The following is a 16,850-nucleotide window of genomic DNA, read 5'->3' on the forward strand; positions in this document are numbered from 1 at the left end:
ATTTCTAAGGTTTAGTTAAAGCCTCTTTTAACACTTCTGCCAATTCAAGCATTCCAAATTTCCCCGCAACTTTTTCAGCATCGGCATTATAATTTGTATTTGTATTCACATCATAAGTGAATATTTCCCCTTCATCATTACGAATAAATTCGATGCCAGCTACTTTAATATTATTATCCATTAGAAATCGCTCGTACTTTTCAATGATCGGGTCGTTAAAATCTTCTATGATCTCAAATTTCGGCTGCGCTTCTTCCTGATTTGATTCCCCAGTTGGGCAAAATATGTCATCAATTTGACAGGCATCCGCGGGACAAAGTTCAAATCCTTCGGAGGTATCGACTTTCACCGCATACAAGAATTTACCGTCGATGAATTCGCACCGAGTAATAAATGGCTGAGGCGCTTGGATATATTGCTGAATCAATGTAATGCCGTCAACGGGTTCTTCAAAAGACGTACCGTCGACATACTCACGCAGCGCTTCCGAAGAATGAAACAATCGGACGCCAAGTCCTTTTCCGGCCCGGTTATGCTTTGTTATAAAGGACCCTTCTCCAAGTTCCACAGCAGCTTGGAAAATATTCTCCTTCCCAACTGTCGCAATCGTTTTTGGTGTCTGAATCCCAGCCGCGTTGAGCGCTGTGTATTGAAGGACTTTACTTAACTCAAGTCGCAATGCATTGCTCCCATTAAAGATTACCCGGTTATGATGTTCCAGCCAAGCTAATGTCGCAGAAGCAAGTTCTGGTGCAAATCGATGCCCACGCGTATGTGATGATGCGCTCATCCGGTTATAAAAAATCCCCTCAGGAGGTTCTTCCGTCAAATTGACAATGCCCTGATCAAGATGCCATTCTTCGTATGGCACATCAAGTTCCTCAAGCCGTTTTGTTAAATGCGTCGTCCATTCACTATTCTCGTGAATGATATATATTTTACTCATTTAAATAACCCCCTTTATTTTGTGACCAATTGTCTTTTTCTTTCCACTATAGGCATAACATCTCTCGAAAAACGTTCCATTTCTTCAAGTTGAGGAGAAAATTGCAAGAGCAGTAAATGAGCAGTAAATCAACGCCTACTTTCTCAAATTCTAGGATTCTCCCGGCAATTTGTTCAGGCGTACCGATTAAATTTGGTCTTAGACCCCGGTTCGATACAGAGTAATCATACAACTTTACTTGCTGTTCGAGTTCGGAGTTTCCTGTGAAATCTTTATAACCTGCATAGCCACTAGTTTCTTTTATAGATGTGATTTTAGCGAGTTCCTCTTGAACTTCCTCTTCTGTATCACGGCATACAACATAAGCGGCCAATCCAAACGAACTAAACGGCTCTTTCACTGCATCTGAACGTAACTTTTTCATATCATCTACTTTTGCTTGGACTTCTTCAACTGTTCCGCCGTGCATAACATGCGCATCGCACGATTCAACAATCGTTTCCTTACCCCGTTTACTTTCCCCGCCCGCATACAAAATTGGATTCGGACGTTGAACAGGTTTAGGGTGCATGCGTGCATTTTCAATCGTGTAATATTTTCCTTCATAATTAAAGACTTCTTCAGTCCAGAGTCCTTTTAAAACATCTAAAAATTCCGATGTTCGTTCATAACGTTCGTCGTGCTCCGTAAAATTACCACCGTATTGTTTTGCTTCTTCTTACCACCAAGCCGAAACGACGTTTAATGTAAAACGACCATTACTTATATGATCGATATTTGCAGTCATTTTCGCTGTCACAGCCGGGTTGTGAAACGCTGGCCTCACAGCTGCCATAATTTCTATTTTATCAGTCACAGCCGCAAGTGCAGCAGCCGTTGACCAAGCTTCCAAACTATCACTTTCTGGACCTTTAATATCATTTAAATATAGCTCAGCTATTAATGTCGTATCAAAACCTAGTCTTTCACCAGCTTGAATTACTTTTTTCGCATATTCGAATGTTGGCGGCATTTCTTCATTCTCTACATTCCGTAACCATCCTCCGAAAATAGGTAACCAAAATCCATACTTCATTTCATCCAGCTCCTTTTGAAATAATAAAAAACCTCTTCGATAAGAAGAAGTTTTTGCAGGTCGCAACCTTCATCTCATCTTTCGGAACAGAATGCTCCGTTGGATTTAGCACCTGATTGCAATTTGCAAACGGTTGCCGGGTTTCATAGGGCCTATCCCTCCACCACTCTTGATAAGAATATATATTCTGTTTTCATAATTAATCCTATATGATAACTAGGGATTAAGTCAACAGTTATAGATAAAAAACACTAAACTCTTTGGATTAACAAGAAGTTAGTGTTAGTTATAACTGTTCGGTCTATTTACTGGGTTCATGCGAATTATAATCCAATAACAAAGTCCGCCAAACATATACGCCGCAACATCGAAAGGATCCGAGACACTATAATGTAAATAAACTGGAGTTACATACTCCCAAAACATGCCGCAAAGTAAAGTGAATACGAGTATTCGCGGCAATTTAATTAGCAAAAGTCTTCTTTGATTTCCATAAATCGAAAGTATATTAACAATCCCCACAATAAGTAGGCCTGCAAGTACGTCATTTAAATAATACTTTCCAAATGACCAATTTAGTAAATCCCTCAAGTAAAATTTATTCAATGTGTAAAGTGAAAATGCTCCAAATCCAGCAGAAAAACTCAATCGTAAAAGTTTGCTTGTTTTGAATAAATGATAGATTTTATTCAGCATCCTTTAACAAAATGAGATAATGAGGATTGCTACAACGACCGCACCTACTATACCCCAAAATGTAATTCCGTTACTCTTTTCTTTACTTACAAATGTATGTCCACAATTCGGACAGAATTCTGCTTGTTTGGACACGTTGTTTCCGCATGACGGACAAGGTCTTAAACTCATAAGATTACCCCTTTTCTTTTTATAGGTTTAGATTATGATTCAAATAAATGAAACCTCATCCCAAATGGATCGGTAATCATTAAACTTTTTTCATTGTATTCCATAGTAATTTTGCATCCGTTCTCTAGTAGAACACATTTTGCTGAATCAATATTACCGACAGCAAATTCGAAGAACACATTATTACTATCGCCCTTTTCGATGAAGAAATTAACACCGCTCATTGAAAGCATTGTTTCATTTTCAATGGTTTTTTCAACTTTCATCCCAAAAATCGTTTTATAAAATTGAATTGCATCTTCATAATTAGTGACGCCAATTGCAATATTATTTGTCAACTGGAAGTCGGAATCGGTGAGTATTTTATTCTTCACTTCTACATCTTTTGCGCCTGAAGGGAGAAGATCGAATAATGACCAAGTAACACAATAATCATCCCCGGGTCCAAACGGTGCTTGTGCATGAAGATAAATAAGACCTTGATCATCTTTACGAAATGTCGAAACGCCTGGCAACATACTTTTTCCCTTTTGGAAACCTAGTTCCTTAGTGAATAAACTTTCTTTTACTGAAATCATGGGAAATCGCCATTTTCGCTCCGCTGCAAAATTCTCTTGTACTTCTGGTGCATCTGGAGACGCCACAACAAAACTTGCTTGGTCAATCAAATGATGATAAATCCCATTAAAACCATCAGCCCACATTGTACAATACGAGCAACTCTTCCCCATATTATGAACGACAAACAACTCATTTTTATCGCCAAATAAATCGAATAAAGAGACTTTCTTGTTACCGGTTAATTCAAACTCATAGTTCCTGACTTGTTGTTCAGGGACTGACTGTCTCAAGTTTGAAAGTTGTTTTTTCTTCTCATAGATTTCTCTTTCCAGTTGTTCGATTTGACTTAATAAGTTACTTCTTTCCATAACTATCTACCTCCTTATTTTTAATCTACCATGACTTTAAACTCCTTTCCCTTTGTAATATGTAATCTACAATTATTCTCTTGTGATTAGTATAACAAATTGATAGGCTCTCTTTTTTCGAGATATTTTATACACCATTTACTGTTTTACGTTTCAATGACAATATAGTTTCATCTATCGACAAATTATGTAGATAATCGAATTCTACCTTTTTGATGAGTGCATGAGAAAATAACTGATAGCATTAATAGTGCTCTTTTTTTCGTGAATCACAACCTCATGGTACAATGTGGTAAACAATGATTATATAACAGGAGGCACAAAAAATGGAGCCAGAAAAAGACAAAATAAATGTAAAAACTGTTGCTACTTGGTTTTGGAAATGGTTTTTAAATAATAAAGTTGTAACAATTTTACTGGTCTCATTATTGGTTTTTCTAAACCTTCTCCTACTTTCAAAAATCACATATGTATTTAATCCAATCAAAGGATTTTTCAGTGTGATTGGATTACCAATTTTGATGGCGGGTATTTTATTTTATTTGGTAAATCCTTTGATTGATTGGATGGAAAAAAAGAAAATACCACGTATTGCTGGAATAGCGATTGTCTTTATGGTCATTATTGGTTTGGTTGTGTGGGGGATTATCATCTTAATTCCAATCATACGTGAGGAGACAATGCGTCTTATTGAAAACTGGCCGGCTTATTGGGACAAAGTCATTTCTCAATTCGATAATTTATTGAGAAGTAACATATTTTCCCAATTACAGAATCAATTGGCCGATGTGAATCAAAGCATTATAAAATCCGTTTCCGAGCAGACAAACAGTGTCGTGAATTCAACCTTTTCTGGAATTGGCAGTGTGCTAGGAACAATGACTAACATTGTAATCGCACTTATTACGATGCCTATTATTTTGTTCTTTCTGCTAAAAGATGGTCGGAATTTACCTTACTATACAATGAAATTCATTCCGACAAAGATGCGCTTAAGTACGTATAACCTATTAAAAGAAATCAATACGCAAATTAGTCAATATATCCGTGGCCAGTTATTAGTAGCTTTTTTTGTTGCACTAATGTTTTGGATTGGGTTTGCAATTATCGGTCTTGAGTATGCGGTGTTATTAGCAATCCTGGCTGGTGTATTAAATTTAATTCCTTATTTGGGTTCGTTTCTGGCAATTATTCCGATCTTAATCATCGCATTAGTGGCTTCACCTGCGATGCTTGTTAAAGTTATAATTGTTTTCGCCATTGAACAAACACTTGAGGGACGACTAATACAACCATTGATTTTGGGGAGTAATTTGAAAATACATCCAGTAACAATTATTGTCGTTTTACTGACGGCTGGTAAATTATTTGGTATTCCTGGTGTGATTCTTGGTATTCCAGCGTACGCTGTTATAAAAGTGATTTTTGAACACCTATTTAAATGGTACCAGTTGAATTCAGGCTTGTATGAGCATGACTATAATCCAGCCCCTAAACCGACAGTGGCTATTGGGGAAAGAAAAAAATAAAAGTGAAAAGACTTTACCTAACAATGGTAGGTTCGGTTCACTAGCAACATATCTGGTGAATTATTTTAATATTATTAAAGCAAAAAAATGTCAGACACTCCATTTTGTTGGAGGTCTGACATTTCATTTATTTCTTCGCTTTATGAACTTTTAAAGTTTTCCCTTTACCGTTTAAAATATCTATATATGTCACGGTGTCTTGGATTTTAATGATGCCGATATCCTCAGCTGAAATGCCTGGAATACTTGTAATTGTACCGACGAAGTCGAAAGCACGTATTTTTTTCTTTTTTCCACCGTTAAAATATAACTTCATAATATCTTGGTTCACTAATTCGCTTTTGTCTCTTTTCAATTCAGGCAGACTTTCCAACTTTTTAGTAAAATCCTCCATCGCTTCAGCAACGGACTGTCTTGAAGGCGCTTTTCTTTGTGGAATTTCGAAACGTCAGGGAGAATACTTTTTCACTTTTGGTAACCTAGATTCTCAGTGAATGAACTACCTTTTACTGAAATCATAGAAAATCGCCATTTTCGCTCCGTTGCAAAATTCTCTTGGACATCTGGTACATCTGGAGAAGCAACGACAAAACTTGCCTTGTCAGCCAAGTGATGATTAACCCCATTAAAACCATCTGCACACATTGTACAATGTGAGCAACCTTTCCCCATATTATGAACGACAAATAATTCATTGTTATCACCAAATGGATTCAATAAAGAGACTTTCTCATTGTTGGTTAACTCAAACTCATAATAATGGTTTGTCTTTCATGTTTGCTTTTTCTTAAGCATGTTAAGTAGCGATAACAATATCATTTGGCCATCCGCTGTTACGGGAAGTAAATTAAAAAAGTTAGCCAAGCACATTAATTTGATCATCACGAGCATCCCGCTATCACTTTCAATCAAAAGACCTACAGTGAAAAGAATTAAGGGAGCCGAAGCTGAAATGATCAAGTTTTGAGTATCCGATTGATTGTTTTTGTAGGTGATCACTGGCGTAAAAAAATGTTCGAATTTGAGAGTGGGGTCTCTCCGAAATAATAGAGCGAACGCCCAATGAATTGCTTCATGAAGAACAACAATGCTAATGACGATAAAGACGTAGTTAAAAAGAACGAGAACTGTTTCAGTTGTCATAAGATTTTTTGATGTTTTGATGTTTTTTTGAGTTGATGAGTACTGCGAGCAAAACGAAAACAATCAAGAAACCGAGATACATGACTAAAGCCTGCCATGTAAGTGAGAAGTGGGTGTTCAACTCCTCCTTAGTCATGACAGTTGAGATGCGTAATCCTGCAAAAGTCGTGACGACACTTGTTTCAGTGATTTTAAACAGCTCGTAAATGTAATCGATTAAGAAGACGATTGACCAGATTACCGTTCCAATTCCGATGTACTTTGTGATTTTCATTTTGCCACCTCATATTCTTTCTTTAAGATTAAATATAGAACACATAGTAGTATAAGAAGGGAAGGATACAAGGCTCCTTCAATGCTGATCAGCGCAGATAAAATAATGACAATGACTAATGTTAATACGGATGCGATGGTCTCATTGACGTTACTTTGCGACTTGGGAAATAGAAATCCTGTAATTGTCGCGACAAAAAAGATATTGATGCCGTACATATAGGGGTCAAGACTTTGCGTCTCTGCGATTCCGACATATAGAGCTGGGGACATCAAGATGATGGATACCCCAAGTAAAGAAACAAGTTCTGTCAACGGACTAATCTTGTAGATGCTGAATAACTTGCGAATGGAAATCGTAGCATCTGCATAGGTAATCGCTACGATGCCAAGGATGGGTAATAAGAATAGCCACAGTTGGAGCGTACCGTTCAGTCCATTTTGAATGAATGAACCTATGGAGATGACAATCAACAATGCCCAAAAGTAAAGAAAATTTTTACTCCGCACAATGGCAGGCATCGTGGTCGCTAGCCCAATATTAAACGCCGGTAGCCCAAGTTTGAAGTAATTTGATTGTACATATATATTGTCTTTTGCGAAAAATATGGCATTTAATAGATAGACAATTGTCCCAATCATAAGGCTAGTGAAGAAGACGATGGATGTCATTTGAAGAATAGATTCTTTTTGCACACTGGTCCAAGCGTCTATTTTAAAGCGGATGACCAAAAAATGAACTGTAACGAGTACGATGATCAAAAAATCGAGAGAAAAAGTGAACAAAAGTCTTTTCGTACCTGTAGTATCTTTCAAGACGAAAGCATATAACAATTCAAATGTAAAAAAACTAGCAATGAACAGCGTATGAAGCGTCATGAGTACAAGGCCTGCTGTGAAGATGTTCATCGATATAAGTTTAAGCGCCGGTGCGACAATGATAATTATCAATTCAAAGAAGGCTAAAGCAACACTTAACTTAAAAATCATTTGGCTGACACTAACTTCTTTTTCGGAGAACGGGAGCGTTTTAGCGAAAAACAAGGAATTTTTATTCAAGCTGACCGTTGAATTAATTAATATAAACAGAAAGGCACTTAAGATTAAGACGACATTGAAATAACTACTCAGTGTCATTTTTGCTGAAATCATGAGTTCCGCGCTATTAATGTCTTGAATGTTCTTGCTTAAAGTGGCGAGTTGAACCATGTTAAAGTAAAAGTAACCGAGATAGAGAAGAGTTAGGATTAGAATTAATCCATAGCGATTGACTTTGCTCTTAAAGAATGGTCGGTTAAACAAACCGTGGAACGTATCGTTATAAAAAAACTTAAGAATACATAAAATGTTTTTGAATTTCAATGAGTTTGTCATGTAAGACGCCCTCCTGCTTAATAAATTTTGTTAGCTCTTCTGGAGACCCTGTAAAGGAAGTCAGTGTACCTTTGCGCATGAGGCGCACATCCTCGGGAAACCGATCAATGGTGTTGCGTTCATGAGAAACGATGATAATTTTTTTCTTATTGCTGATTGCAGCGAAAATTTCTTGGACGAGAATCACGGTATCAAAGTCGAGTCCTCCCAAGATTTCATCTGCAATGATATAATCAGTATTGGCAGCAATCGCAACTGCAATTTGGATTTTCTTTTTCATCCCAAAAGAATAGGACTCAATCGTCTTGTTTTGGCTTGGCGTCATATCTAAAATATTTAATAGAATTGGTAATTGATCATAATTGCTTGTATCATATCGACTTAAAACAAAATGGGCATATTCTTTACCAGTCATGTAACCTGGCAAATAAAAATCAGAGGGGAGATAAAAAAACTTCGATTTATATTCACGACTACCTGGATTTAACTCGTCCAGTAAAATCTGACCCGAATCCGGCTGAAGCAGGTTAGTAACCATATTCAACAAAGTGGTTTTACCACTCCCGTTGATTCCGACGATGACAGTGATTCCTGTTTTAGAGAAGTTTGTACTTAGATTATCGATGATAACTTGTTTTCTAAACTTTTTTGATAAGTTCTGAATCTCTAACATGAATAATCGTCTCCTAATAAAGAGGGGGTCAAAGAACCCCCACTCCTCTATAAGTAAGTTAAGAAGCTTTACAGGCAATTCCCATTTGCCAAATTTTTGGCCAGTTAAGTTTAACACCTCCGTTAAAGCTATAACCACGACTTGTACAATAAAACGCGTATGCAAACACACCAACAAGTAAAATTAAAGCAAAGACCAACCAGAACCATTTGTTTTCAATTACATTTAAAAACTTCTCTTCAAGTGATAGCTGATAAGATGTGAACACTGCAGTCATTGTGAAGGACCTCCTTTCTAGTAAAAGTGAAGAAGAGGAAAAAAATCCATAAAGACTATGGCATTAGTAAGAGAAGGAAAATTCTGTCTTCTTCCAATTTCATCTTATATCAAATCATCCCCGAACTAAATGGGCATCTTTCCCTATTTTTCTTCTATAAAATGACGCAAATAGCGTTTATTTCGTATTTATATCTAAATTTAGAGATAATTCCTTTGCATTCCACATTCATTCATTCCAATCACCTCACCTATACCTTCAATCTTAGCGTGTTATTCTCCTGTTATCTCATGAAAAGTATTTCTAGCGCCTTCACTTCGTTTCGTTGTTGGAATCCTGTAGCCCATTGAAACAAAAAAATGTTTCAACAGATCCTCGGATTATGTAAAAAGTCTCTGATAGTGACTAGTCTTGATTCGTCTATTAACGATTTTTTTATTTGGCCAGAAGGAAATATAAAGACGAGAATTAAACATTTTTAACAGGGTACAAGACTGTACCTTTTTTACTTTTCTATAGGTACAAAATCGTACTTTTTCAAAAAAACTTGCTATCATCCAAACATTAGGCTATGCCTAATCTAACACTGGAAGTAATAGCAGTTTCTTTTTGGTGTAGAGGATGTTAAGAGTTCTCAAAATAACACGGCGTTATTGAAGAACTTAATGAACATACAGAATTTAAGGTTTGGTATACGGAAGAGAAAAAGGGCGTGCAATCATTGGTTTCGTTTTGCACTGGTCTACGGGTGAGAAAGTTGCCGGCGCAACAGAGGGGAAAATGAACTTGTTGAGGATGATCCATGACAGTGTGATGGAAGATGTGATGTCGTACGTAGCATTGAAAGATGAAAAAAGTCTTGCAGAAGCATGAACTAAAAATGAGGAAAAACGGTTTCATATGTATGAATGGCTATTTTTATATTGGATGGAAAAGCTGATAATAGAAAAGAATCCTCAACTTATCATTTGTACACATGCATTACCTTCATATTTATTAAATCATTTAAAACAGCAGGTGAAAATATCGATCCCTGTTATTAATGTCTATACTGATTATTTCATTAACCAAAAATGGGGAATAGAATTTATCGATTATCATTTCATCCCGAATAAAGAAATAAAGGAAGTTTTGATTGAGCGCGGAGTCGAATCTGACCATGTTCTTATTACGGGGATTCCGATTCATGATCAATTTAACGAGTATCCTAAAGTCCAAAAATCAGAAGGGCATTTTCGGTATTGCTATCAGGTGGAAATCTTGGAACAGGTCTAATGAAAACCTTTATTAATACACTTCAACCTCCAGGGAAAATAATATACAGTGCTTTTCGGAAAAAATACTAAGTTATATAACTGGATAAAACAGAAGGATTTCCCCCTCCTTCATTTTTCAAGACTGACGCTTGCATTTTCAGGTCTTGAGCTTGCAATTCTATCCAATTATATGGCTTTTCAGGAATGATACCAGATAGTGTCAAACTAGCTACTCGTTCAGGATATTGTTTGGAAAATACCAAACCGACTAATGCACCTAGTGACGCACCTACAATATGTACATGTTCGATTGCTAGATGATCTAGCGTTTCATATAGATCTTCTGCGGAATCCTCAATGTAAGTTAAGATATTAATTTCATCCACTTTAGACATACCGTGGCCTCTCAAATCAGGCAGTATGACTTGATAGTTGTGTTCTTTAAAATAATTTCGTTGATAAACAAAATCTAGCATGCCGGTTTGTAATCCAGTATGAAGAAATAGGATGGGCTTTCCTTCTCCTACCATCGTAGTATGTAATATCATTTGCAACTACACCTTTTGGTTGAATTTTTCATATAAGAAAATGGTCAGACACTCTATTTTCAAGAGAGCTTGACACTATTTATTTCTTCGCTTTATGAACTTTTAAAATTTTCCCTTTAACCGTCTTCGTCTTCATCTCAGCTAACACTAACTTCCCTTTACCATTTAAAATATCAATATAAGTCACGGTGTCTTGGATTTTAATGATGCCGATATCTTCAGCGGTAATGCCTGGAATACTTGTAATTGTACCGACAAAATCGAAAGCACGTAGCTTTTTCTTCTTTCCGCCGTTGAAATACAACTTCATAATATCTTGGTTCACTAACTCGCTTTTATCTCTTTTAATTTCAGGCAGGCTTTCCAATTTCAGGGTAAATGCATCCATCGCATCATTAATGGATTGTCGCGATGGTTCCTTTCTTCTTGGAATTTCGAATCCAATATAGTTTTCTATTTCTGCAAGGAACCTATCCTCGTTAGGTGTTGCGAACGTAATCGCCTTCCCTTTTTTACCAGCACGTCCAGTTCTGCCGACTCTGTGTACATAACTTTCATTTTCAAGCGGGACATCATAGTTAATCACGTGCGTAATGCTGTCAATATCAATTCCTCGTGCCGCTACATCAGTCGCAACTAAATAGCGGAATTCCCCGCGCTTAAATTCATCCATAACTGCAAACCGGTCTTCTTGCATCATGCCGCCGTGAAGCTTATCGCATGTGTAATGCAGTTTTTCGAGTTGCGTAGTCAGTTCATCTACGCGGTCTTTTGTTCTACAAAATAATATGCAGCTATCCGGATTCTCAACGATTGTTACATCACGCAATAAATCGAACTTTTTTTGTTCGTCAACAATAAATAATGAGTGGTCGATATTATCGGCCAATGTGACTGTCGACTTAATTTCGATATGTTTTGGATCTTTTAAATAGTTTCGACCTAGTTTTTCAACATTTTCCGGAAGTGTCGCGGAAAAAAACATCGTCATTCTGTCTTTCGGCACTCTATTAATAATCGATTCAACTTGATCGATAAAGCCCATATTCAACATTTCATCTGCTTCATCGAGAACTAAACACTTTACTTCATCAAGTACAAGCGTCCCTTTTTCAATATGGTCAAATACACGACCAGGCGTTCCGACGACAACATGACACTTCTGTCTGAGCTCTTCTTTTTGATAATTAAATGGATGTTTTCCGTACACAGCCGCCGCACGAATCCTTTTGAAACGACCAATATTCGTAATGTCTGTTTTCACTTGATCAGCAAGTTCACGCGTTGGCGTCAAAATCAAAGCTTGTGGTTTATTTTCTTCCCAATCGACCATTTCACAAATTGGAATTCCAAATGCTGCTGTCTTTCCGCTTCCCGTCTGTGATTTGACGACTAAATCTTTGCTTTGAAGCGCGAACGGCACTACTTTTCCCTGTACTTCTGTAGGTGTTGTATACCCGAGCTTATCCAACGCCCGAATAATCTCAGTGCTTAATTTATAATCTTTAAATGTCATGCTTTTTCTAACCAACCTTTCATCTTCTTACATTATCCCACATACGGGAGTTAGAGAAAAGGAATTAAGGCGTATCATGCTACTATTATTCCCCATCTAGTCCCTTTCCCATCCCTTGCAAGAAATGTAATCCGAATTTAACAGCACGGTTGACATCAGGATCTTTTAATGACTTGATCAAATCAAAGACACCAATTGTTTCACTGTTTCCATCATGTAATTCCGCTTCATTCAGCCCACTTTGTACACTTGCAGCTAGTTTTGCTGTAACATCCGGACTTATCGCAGTCAGCATGCTGGATGCATTTATTACATGATTGACCAAATTAGTCACTGGCTCACGGGATACTTGGTCAACTGCAATTTCAGCGATTTCATCTTTCGCTTTGACCATCGCTTTCACTGCATCCAACACGCCAGCGTCATCCAAATCACCAGTTATTTCAAGAAGTTTGTTAATCGCTTGTTCTTGTTTGGTCAGCAATAATTGCAGCTCTAACAGTTTCTCACTTTGAATTTCTTCCGCTATTAATTCTTTCAGTTTAATAGAAGTAATTGGTGCTGCCATAGAACATCACTCCTCATTATTTGTCGTTAAGTGGATATATCCTGGTTTCGCCCATTTTTTCTCCACTTCAATCCCCGGCCTTGGATTGCGTTTTTTATTTCGATGATTTGATTTTGGCAATGGAGATTTTCCAGCTCGTTGAATCACTTCCATCCGTACCATCGTCTGTTTAAAGGCAGGTGTATTTGTGCGTTCATCAACTGCAGGGCCAGTCAAAAAGTTAATGGCCGACTCTTTTTCTACTGAATTCATCGGTAAAAAAAGTTCGTTTTCTTTAACCCGATCCGTTACCAGTGCAGGCAGCCTTAATGCGCCATACGGTGAAACTAGACGTACAATGGAACCGCTTTGCACACCGCGCTCTTTTGCCAGCTTGGGAGAGACTTCCACGAATACTTCAGGCACCTTAGATTGGATCCCGTCCGATTTATTTGTTAAATTTCCTTCATGAAAATGCTCAAGCAATCGCCCATTATTAATATGGAGGTCAAATTCTATCGGAAACTCCACTGGCTCTACCCAATCCGATAATGCAAAACGTGCTTTCCTGTCAGGGAAATTAAACCCATCCTCGAAAAGTAAAGGTGTGCTCGAACCATCTAAACTTCCCCATAAAAAACTATCCCAGTTTTCCATCACGCTATAATCCGCTTGACTAAAGAGTGGCGATAAACTTGCCATCTCCGCAAAAATTTCACTTGGGTGGCTATAGCTCCAATCCGCACCCAGTCGATTGGCAACTTCTTGAATAATCCACCAATCTGCCCTTCCTTGTCCCAATTCAGGAAGTGCTTTGTATAATCGCTGTACGCGTCTTTCCGTATTCGTAAATGTCCCGTCTTTTTCAAGCGATGGAACTGCCGGTAAAATCACATCTGCATATTGCGCTGTTCTCGAAAAGAATATGTCTTGAACAACTAAAAAATCCAATTTAGATAGCATATCATGCACGTAATTCGCATTCGAATCGACGAGCGCCATATCTTCACCGACAATATACATCGCTTTCATCATATCTTCCTCCACCGCTTGAAGCATTTGTATATTATCAAGTCCAGGTTTATGGTCGATTTTGACGCCATAAGCTGCTTCAAACTTTAGGCGAGCTTTTTCATCCGTTACATGCTGATAACCTGGTAGCCATCCTGGAAGCGATCCCATATCACAGGCACCTTGCACGTTATTATGCCCCCGTAGCGGATAAGCGCCCGCACCAGGACGACGATAATTCCCAGTAGCAAGTAGCAAATTCGAAATAGCTGCGGATGTATCCGAACCGCCTGTATTTTGAGTCACACCCATTCCCCATAAAATACATGTGCCGTCCGCTTGATGAATCATTTCTGCGGTTTCGACGAGCTGGGTTGTTGAGACGCCAGTAACTTTTTCCGCGTAATCTAGTGTATATTTCTTCAATACTTCTTTAAATTCATCAAATGAATGAACATTTTCCTTTATAAATTCTTCATCATGCCAGCCTTGATCAATCATATATTTTGTCACGGCCATGAGCCACACTTGGTCTGTTCCTTGTTTCGGACTGATAAAAATATTTGAACGCTCGGCCATCTCATGTTTCCGTAAATCCGCGACAACCAATTTCTGGCCATGTAATTTATTCGCTCGCTTCACGCGTGTAGCTAAAACAGGGTGGCCTTCAGCCGGGTTCGCACCGATAATGATGACAAGACCTGCCTCGGAAATATCTTTAATCGTGCCGGCATCCCCGCCCATTCCTACCGTACGAAATAATCCGTCTGTCGCAGGTGATTGGCAGTAGCGCGAACAATTATCCACATTATTCGTTTCGAATACTTGACGTGCTAGTTTTTGAACGACGTAGTTTTCTTCATTCGTAATCTTCGAGGAAGAAATGATTCCAACCCCATCTTTTCCATGCTCTTTATTAATTTCGCCAAGTCTTAATGCAACCAGGTCAAGTGCTTCCTGCCATGTCGCTTCAACAAATGACTCACCTTGACGAATTAATGGTGTTGTTAGCCGTTCTTCGCTATTAACAAAATCCCAACCGAACTTCCCCTTAACGCAAGTGGAAATTGCATTTACAGGTGCCTCCGAAACGGGTTGGATTTTCAAAATCTTGCGGTCTTTCGTCCACACTTCAAAAGTACAACCCACCCCACAAAATGTACAAACCGTTTTAGTCTTTTTGGTTCTTGTCTCACGCATCGCTGCTTCTGCCTCGGAAACCGCCATGATTCCACTGTATCCGGGCTCAACATTTTTAACTAGATCAATCAATGGCGACATAACTTCTTCTTTCATTCCGGTCATGAATCCAGCTTCACCGAGCATTGATTTCTCCATTAGCGCATTACACGGACATACTGTTACACAATGTCCGCACCCCACACAGGACGAATCATTGATCTTCGCGCCATTATCCCATAAAACAATCGGGCGGTCCCTTTCCCAATCCATCGTCAACGTTTCGTTCACTTGCAAGTTTTGGCAAGCCTCTACACATTGGCCACATGCAATGCACTGATTTGGATCGTAACGGTAAAATGGATGTGTAAAGTCGACACTGTCCTCTGTGCACTTCGGCTCATAAGGGTATTTTTGGTGTTCAATTTCCATCATGTCAACTGTGTTGTGTATTTTGCAGTTACCATTATTGTTGTCGCATACTGTACAATAGAGTAAATGATTTTCAAGAATCCGGTCCATCGCTTCTGTCTGCGCTTCCTTCGCCGCCCGGGATGAAAGTGAGATATTCATTCCTGAAACGGCTTTGGTTGAACAAGCGCGTAACAGATTGCCATCTACTTCTACTATGCACGTATCGCATGTTTCAATCGGATCTACTTCTGGCAAATAACAAATTTGCGGGTGTTCAATTTTAAATGCATTGATTACTTGAAGTATTGTCATTCCATCTTGAAAGTTAAAATTCTCCCCATCAATTTTAATTGTCACTGAATGCCCCTCCCTTTGACTACTACAGAATAAGCTTTACTATAATTGTAGTTGATATTTTTAGAATAGACAATGTATTCTAGCATTATAGGTGAATAGATAAATAGCTAAAATGAAAGGGGGATTTCTGTGAAGAAAATTCAAAAACGAAATATTATACGTTTTTCACTAGGGAGTTTTCATCAAAAAGAAGACAATGTCGCTATCGAGCACCCCGTGACGATTAAAATTAACGATAAAGAATTTATGACAATCGTTTGCACGCCTGAATATATCGAAGACATGGTAATCGGCTTCTTGGCATCTGAAAGAGTAATCGGTAAATATAGTGAAATTAAAGAGATTTGGGTGCAAGAAGAGTTGGGATATGTGCACATAAAAACAAATAAGCTTTATCCTTTTTATGAAAACTTGCAAAGTAAACGCTACATCACCTCATGTTGCGGGATGAGCCGACAAGGATTTGTTTTCGCAAATGATGCACTCACGGCTAAAAAAATGACCGAGACTCGCGTCACTTTGACAGCCAATGAATGCTTTTCATTAATGGCAGAAATGGAGAATTCGGCAAAACTGTTTCAAGATACGGGTGGGGTTCATAACGCTGCATTATGTGATCGGAACGGCATTGTCTTATCAAGAATGGATATCGGGCGCCATAACGCTTTAGATAAAATTTATGGGCACTGTTTGAAGAATAACATTCCAGTCGGCGATAAAGTGATTGTGTTTAGCGGCCGAATTTCCTCTGAAATCCTGCTGAAAGTCGCCAAAATCGGTTGCGAAGTCGTATTGTCGAAATCGGCCCCTACTGAACTCGCATTACAACTCGCCGAGGATTTAGGTATCACGACAGTAGGCTTTATCAGGGATGGCTCTTTCAATTTATATACACATCCAGAACGAATTATTTTTAAATAAATTTCCATCCGGTAC

Annotated in this window: 16 protein-coding genes, 4 pseudogenes and 1 riboswitch; of the genes and pseudogenes, 4 read left to right on the plus strand and 16 right to left on the minus strand. The window is 38.2% G+C overall.

Annotated elements, in window-relative coordinates; all coding sequences use genetic code 11:
* Positions 1-4: 4 nt before the first annotated feature.
* From J4G36_RS06905 to J4G36_RS06925, 5 genes and pseudogenes are all read right to left on the minus strand, one after another.
* On the minus strand, positions 5-946 hold the full coding sequence (locus tag J4G36_RS06905; protein ID WP_210469301.1) for an ATP-grasp domain-containing protein: 942 nt from the start codon (positions 944-946) through the stop codon (positions 5-7).
* Between the two features lie 14 nt (positions 947-960).
* Positions 961-2,021: pseudogene (locus tag J4G36_RS06910) on the minus strand (LLM class flavin-dependent oxidoreductase).
* A 71-nt stretch (positions 2,022-2,092) separates the two neighbouring features.
* Positions 2,093-2,200: riboswitch (SAM riboswitch) on the minus strand.
* Positions 2,201-2,303: 103 nt separating this feature from the next.
* Complete coding sequence (locus J4G36_RS06915; RefSeq protein ID WP_210469302.1) at positions 2,304-2,717, minus strand: hypothetical protein; 414 nt, start codon at positions 2,715-2,717, stop codon at positions 2,304-2,306.
* 3 nt (positions 2,718-2,720) lie between these two features.
* On the minus strand, positions 2,721-2,888 hold the full coding sequence (locus J4G36_RS06920) for a zinc ribbon domain-containing protein (protein WP_210469303.1): 168 nt from the start codon (positions 2,886-2,888) through the stop codon (positions 2,721-2,723).
* Positions 2,889-2,920: 32 nt separating this feature from the next.
* On the minus strand, positions 2,921-3,817 hold the full coding sequence (locus J4G36_RS06925) for a DUF899 family protein (RefSeq protein ID WP_210469304.1): 897 nt from the start codon (positions 3,815-3,817) through the stop codon (positions 2,921-2,923).
* A 326-nt stretch (positions 3,818-4,143) separates the two neighbouring features.
* Here J4G36_RS06925 and J4G36_RS06930 point away from each other — a divergent pair, with 326 nt between their 5' ends.
* The gene (locus J4G36_RS06930; protein WP_210469305.1) at positions 4,144-5,346 is read left to right on the plus strand and encodes an AI-2E family transporter; all 1,203 of its coding nucleotides are present in this window, start codon (positions 4,144-4,146) and stop codon (positions 5,344-5,346) included.
* A 127-nt stretch (positions 5,347-5,473) separates the two neighbouring features.
* Here the strand turns inward: J4G36_RS06930 and J4G36_RS06935 are convergent.
* From J4G36_RS06935 to J4G36_RS06965, 7 genes and pseudogenes are all read right to left on the minus strand, one after another.
* Positions 5,474-5,791, minus strand: a pseudogene (locus tag J4G36_RS06935) (DbpA RNA binding domain-containing protein); the annotation flags it as partial.
* Between the two features lie 20 nt (positions 5,792-5,811).
* Positions 5,812-6,096: pseudogene (locus J4G36_RS06940) on the minus strand (DUF899 family protein); the annotation flags it as partial.
* Between the two features lie 21 nt (positions 6,097-6,117).
* Positions 6,118-6,489 carry a metalloprotease family protein gene (locus J4G36_RS06945; RefSeq protein ID WP_210469308.1) on the minus strand — a complete coding sequence of 124 codons (372 nt, stop codon included), beginning with the start codon at positions 6,487-6,489 and terminating at the stop codon, positions 6,118-6,120.
* A complete protein-coding gene (locus tag J4G36_RS06950) occupies positions 6,479-6,763 on the minus strand; it encodes a hypothetical protein (protein WP_210469309.1) in 285 nt (94 codons plus the stop codon). The genes J4G36_RS06945 and J4G36_RS06950 overlap by 11 nt, the downstream gene beginning before the upstream one ends.
* Entirely contained in the window at positions 6,760-8,136 is a 1,377-nt protein-coding gene (locus tag J4G36_RS06955) for a hypothetical protein (RefSeq protein WP_210469310.1), read from the minus strand. Before J4G36_RS06955 ends, J4G36_RS06950 begins: the two co-directional genes overlap by 4 nt.
* Positions 8,093-8,809 carry an ATP-binding cassette domain-containing protein gene (locus J4G36_RS06960; protein WP_210469311.1) on the minus strand — a complete coding sequence of 239 codons (717 nt, stop codon included), beginning with the start codon at positions 8,807-8,809 and terminating at the stop codon, positions 8,093-8,095. Before J4G36_RS06960 ends, J4G36_RS06955 begins: the two co-directional genes overlap by 44 nt.
* Positions 8,810-8,867: 58 nt before the next feature.
* A complete protein-coding gene (locus J4G36_RS06965; RefSeq protein WP_210469312.1) occupies positions 8,868-9,086 on the minus strand; it encodes a hypothetical protein in 219 nt (72 codons plus the stop codon).
* 732 nt (positions 9,087-9,818) lie between these two features.
* On the opposite strand from J4G36_RS06965, the gene J4G36_RS06970 reads away from it, so the two are divergent.
* Together J4G36_RS06970 and J4G36_RS06975 are read left to right on the plus strand one after the other, a co-directional pair.
* Positions 9,819-9,959 (plus strand): hypothetical protein, encoded by a 141-nt coding sequence (locus tag J4G36_RS06970; RefSeq protein WP_210469313.1) that lies wholly within the window; start codon positions 9,819-9,821, stop codon positions 9,957-9,959.
* A gap of 21 nt (positions 9,960-9,980) precedes the next feature.
* Positions 9,981-10,361, plus strand: a pseudogene (locus tag J4G36_RS06975) (MGDG synthase family glycosyltransferase); the annotation flags it as partial.
* Positions 10,362-10,428: 67 nt separating this feature from the next.
* Here J4G36_RS06975 and J4G36_RS06980 read toward each other — a convergent pair.
* From J4G36_RS06980 to fdhF, 4 genes are all read right to left on the minus strand, one after another.
* Positions 10,429-10,890: an alpha/beta fold hydrolase gene (locus J4G36_RS06980; RefSeq protein ID WP_210469315.1), complete on the minus strand. Its 462-nt coding sequence runs from the start codon at positions 10,888-10,890 to the stop codon at positions 10,429-10,431.
* A gap of 79 nt (positions 10,891-10,969) precedes the next feature.
* Entirely contained in the window at positions 10,970-12,406 is a 1,437-nt protein-coding gene (locus tag J4G36_RS06985; RefSeq protein ID WP_210469316.1) for a DEAD/DEAH box helicase, read from the minus strand.
* An 85-nt stretch (positions 12,407-12,491) separates the two neighbouring features.
* Positions 12,492-12,974: a helical membrane plugin domain-containing protein gene (locus tag J4G36_RS06990; RefSeq protein ID WP_210469317.1), complete on the minus strand. Its 483-nt coding sequence runs from the start codon at positions 12,972-12,974 to the stop codon at positions 12,492-12,494.
* A 6-nt stretch (positions 12,975-12,980) separates the two neighbouring features.
* On the minus strand, positions 12,981-15,914 hold the full coding sequence (gene fdhF / locus J4G36_RS06995) for a formate dehydrogenase subunit alpha (RefSeq protein WP_210469318.1): 2,934 nt from the start codon (positions 15,912-15,914) through the stop codon (positions 12,981-12,983).
* A 129-nt stretch (positions 15,915-16,043) separates the two neighbouring features.
* Here fdhF and fdhD point away from each other — a divergent pair, with 129 nt between their 5' ends.
* Positions 16,044-16,835, plus strand: coding sequence for a formate dehydrogenase accessory sulfurtransferase FdhD (gene fdhD / locus J4G36_RS07000; RefSeq protein WP_210469319.1), 792 nt, complete (start codon positions 16,044-16,046; stop codon positions 16,833-16,835).
* Positions 16,836-16,850 lie beyond the last annotated feature (15 nt).

The organism is Sporosarcina sp. 6E9 (assembly GCF_017921835.1).
Classification (GTDB): domain Bacteria; phylum Bacillota; class Bacilli; order Bacillales_A; family Planococcaceae; genus Sporosarcina.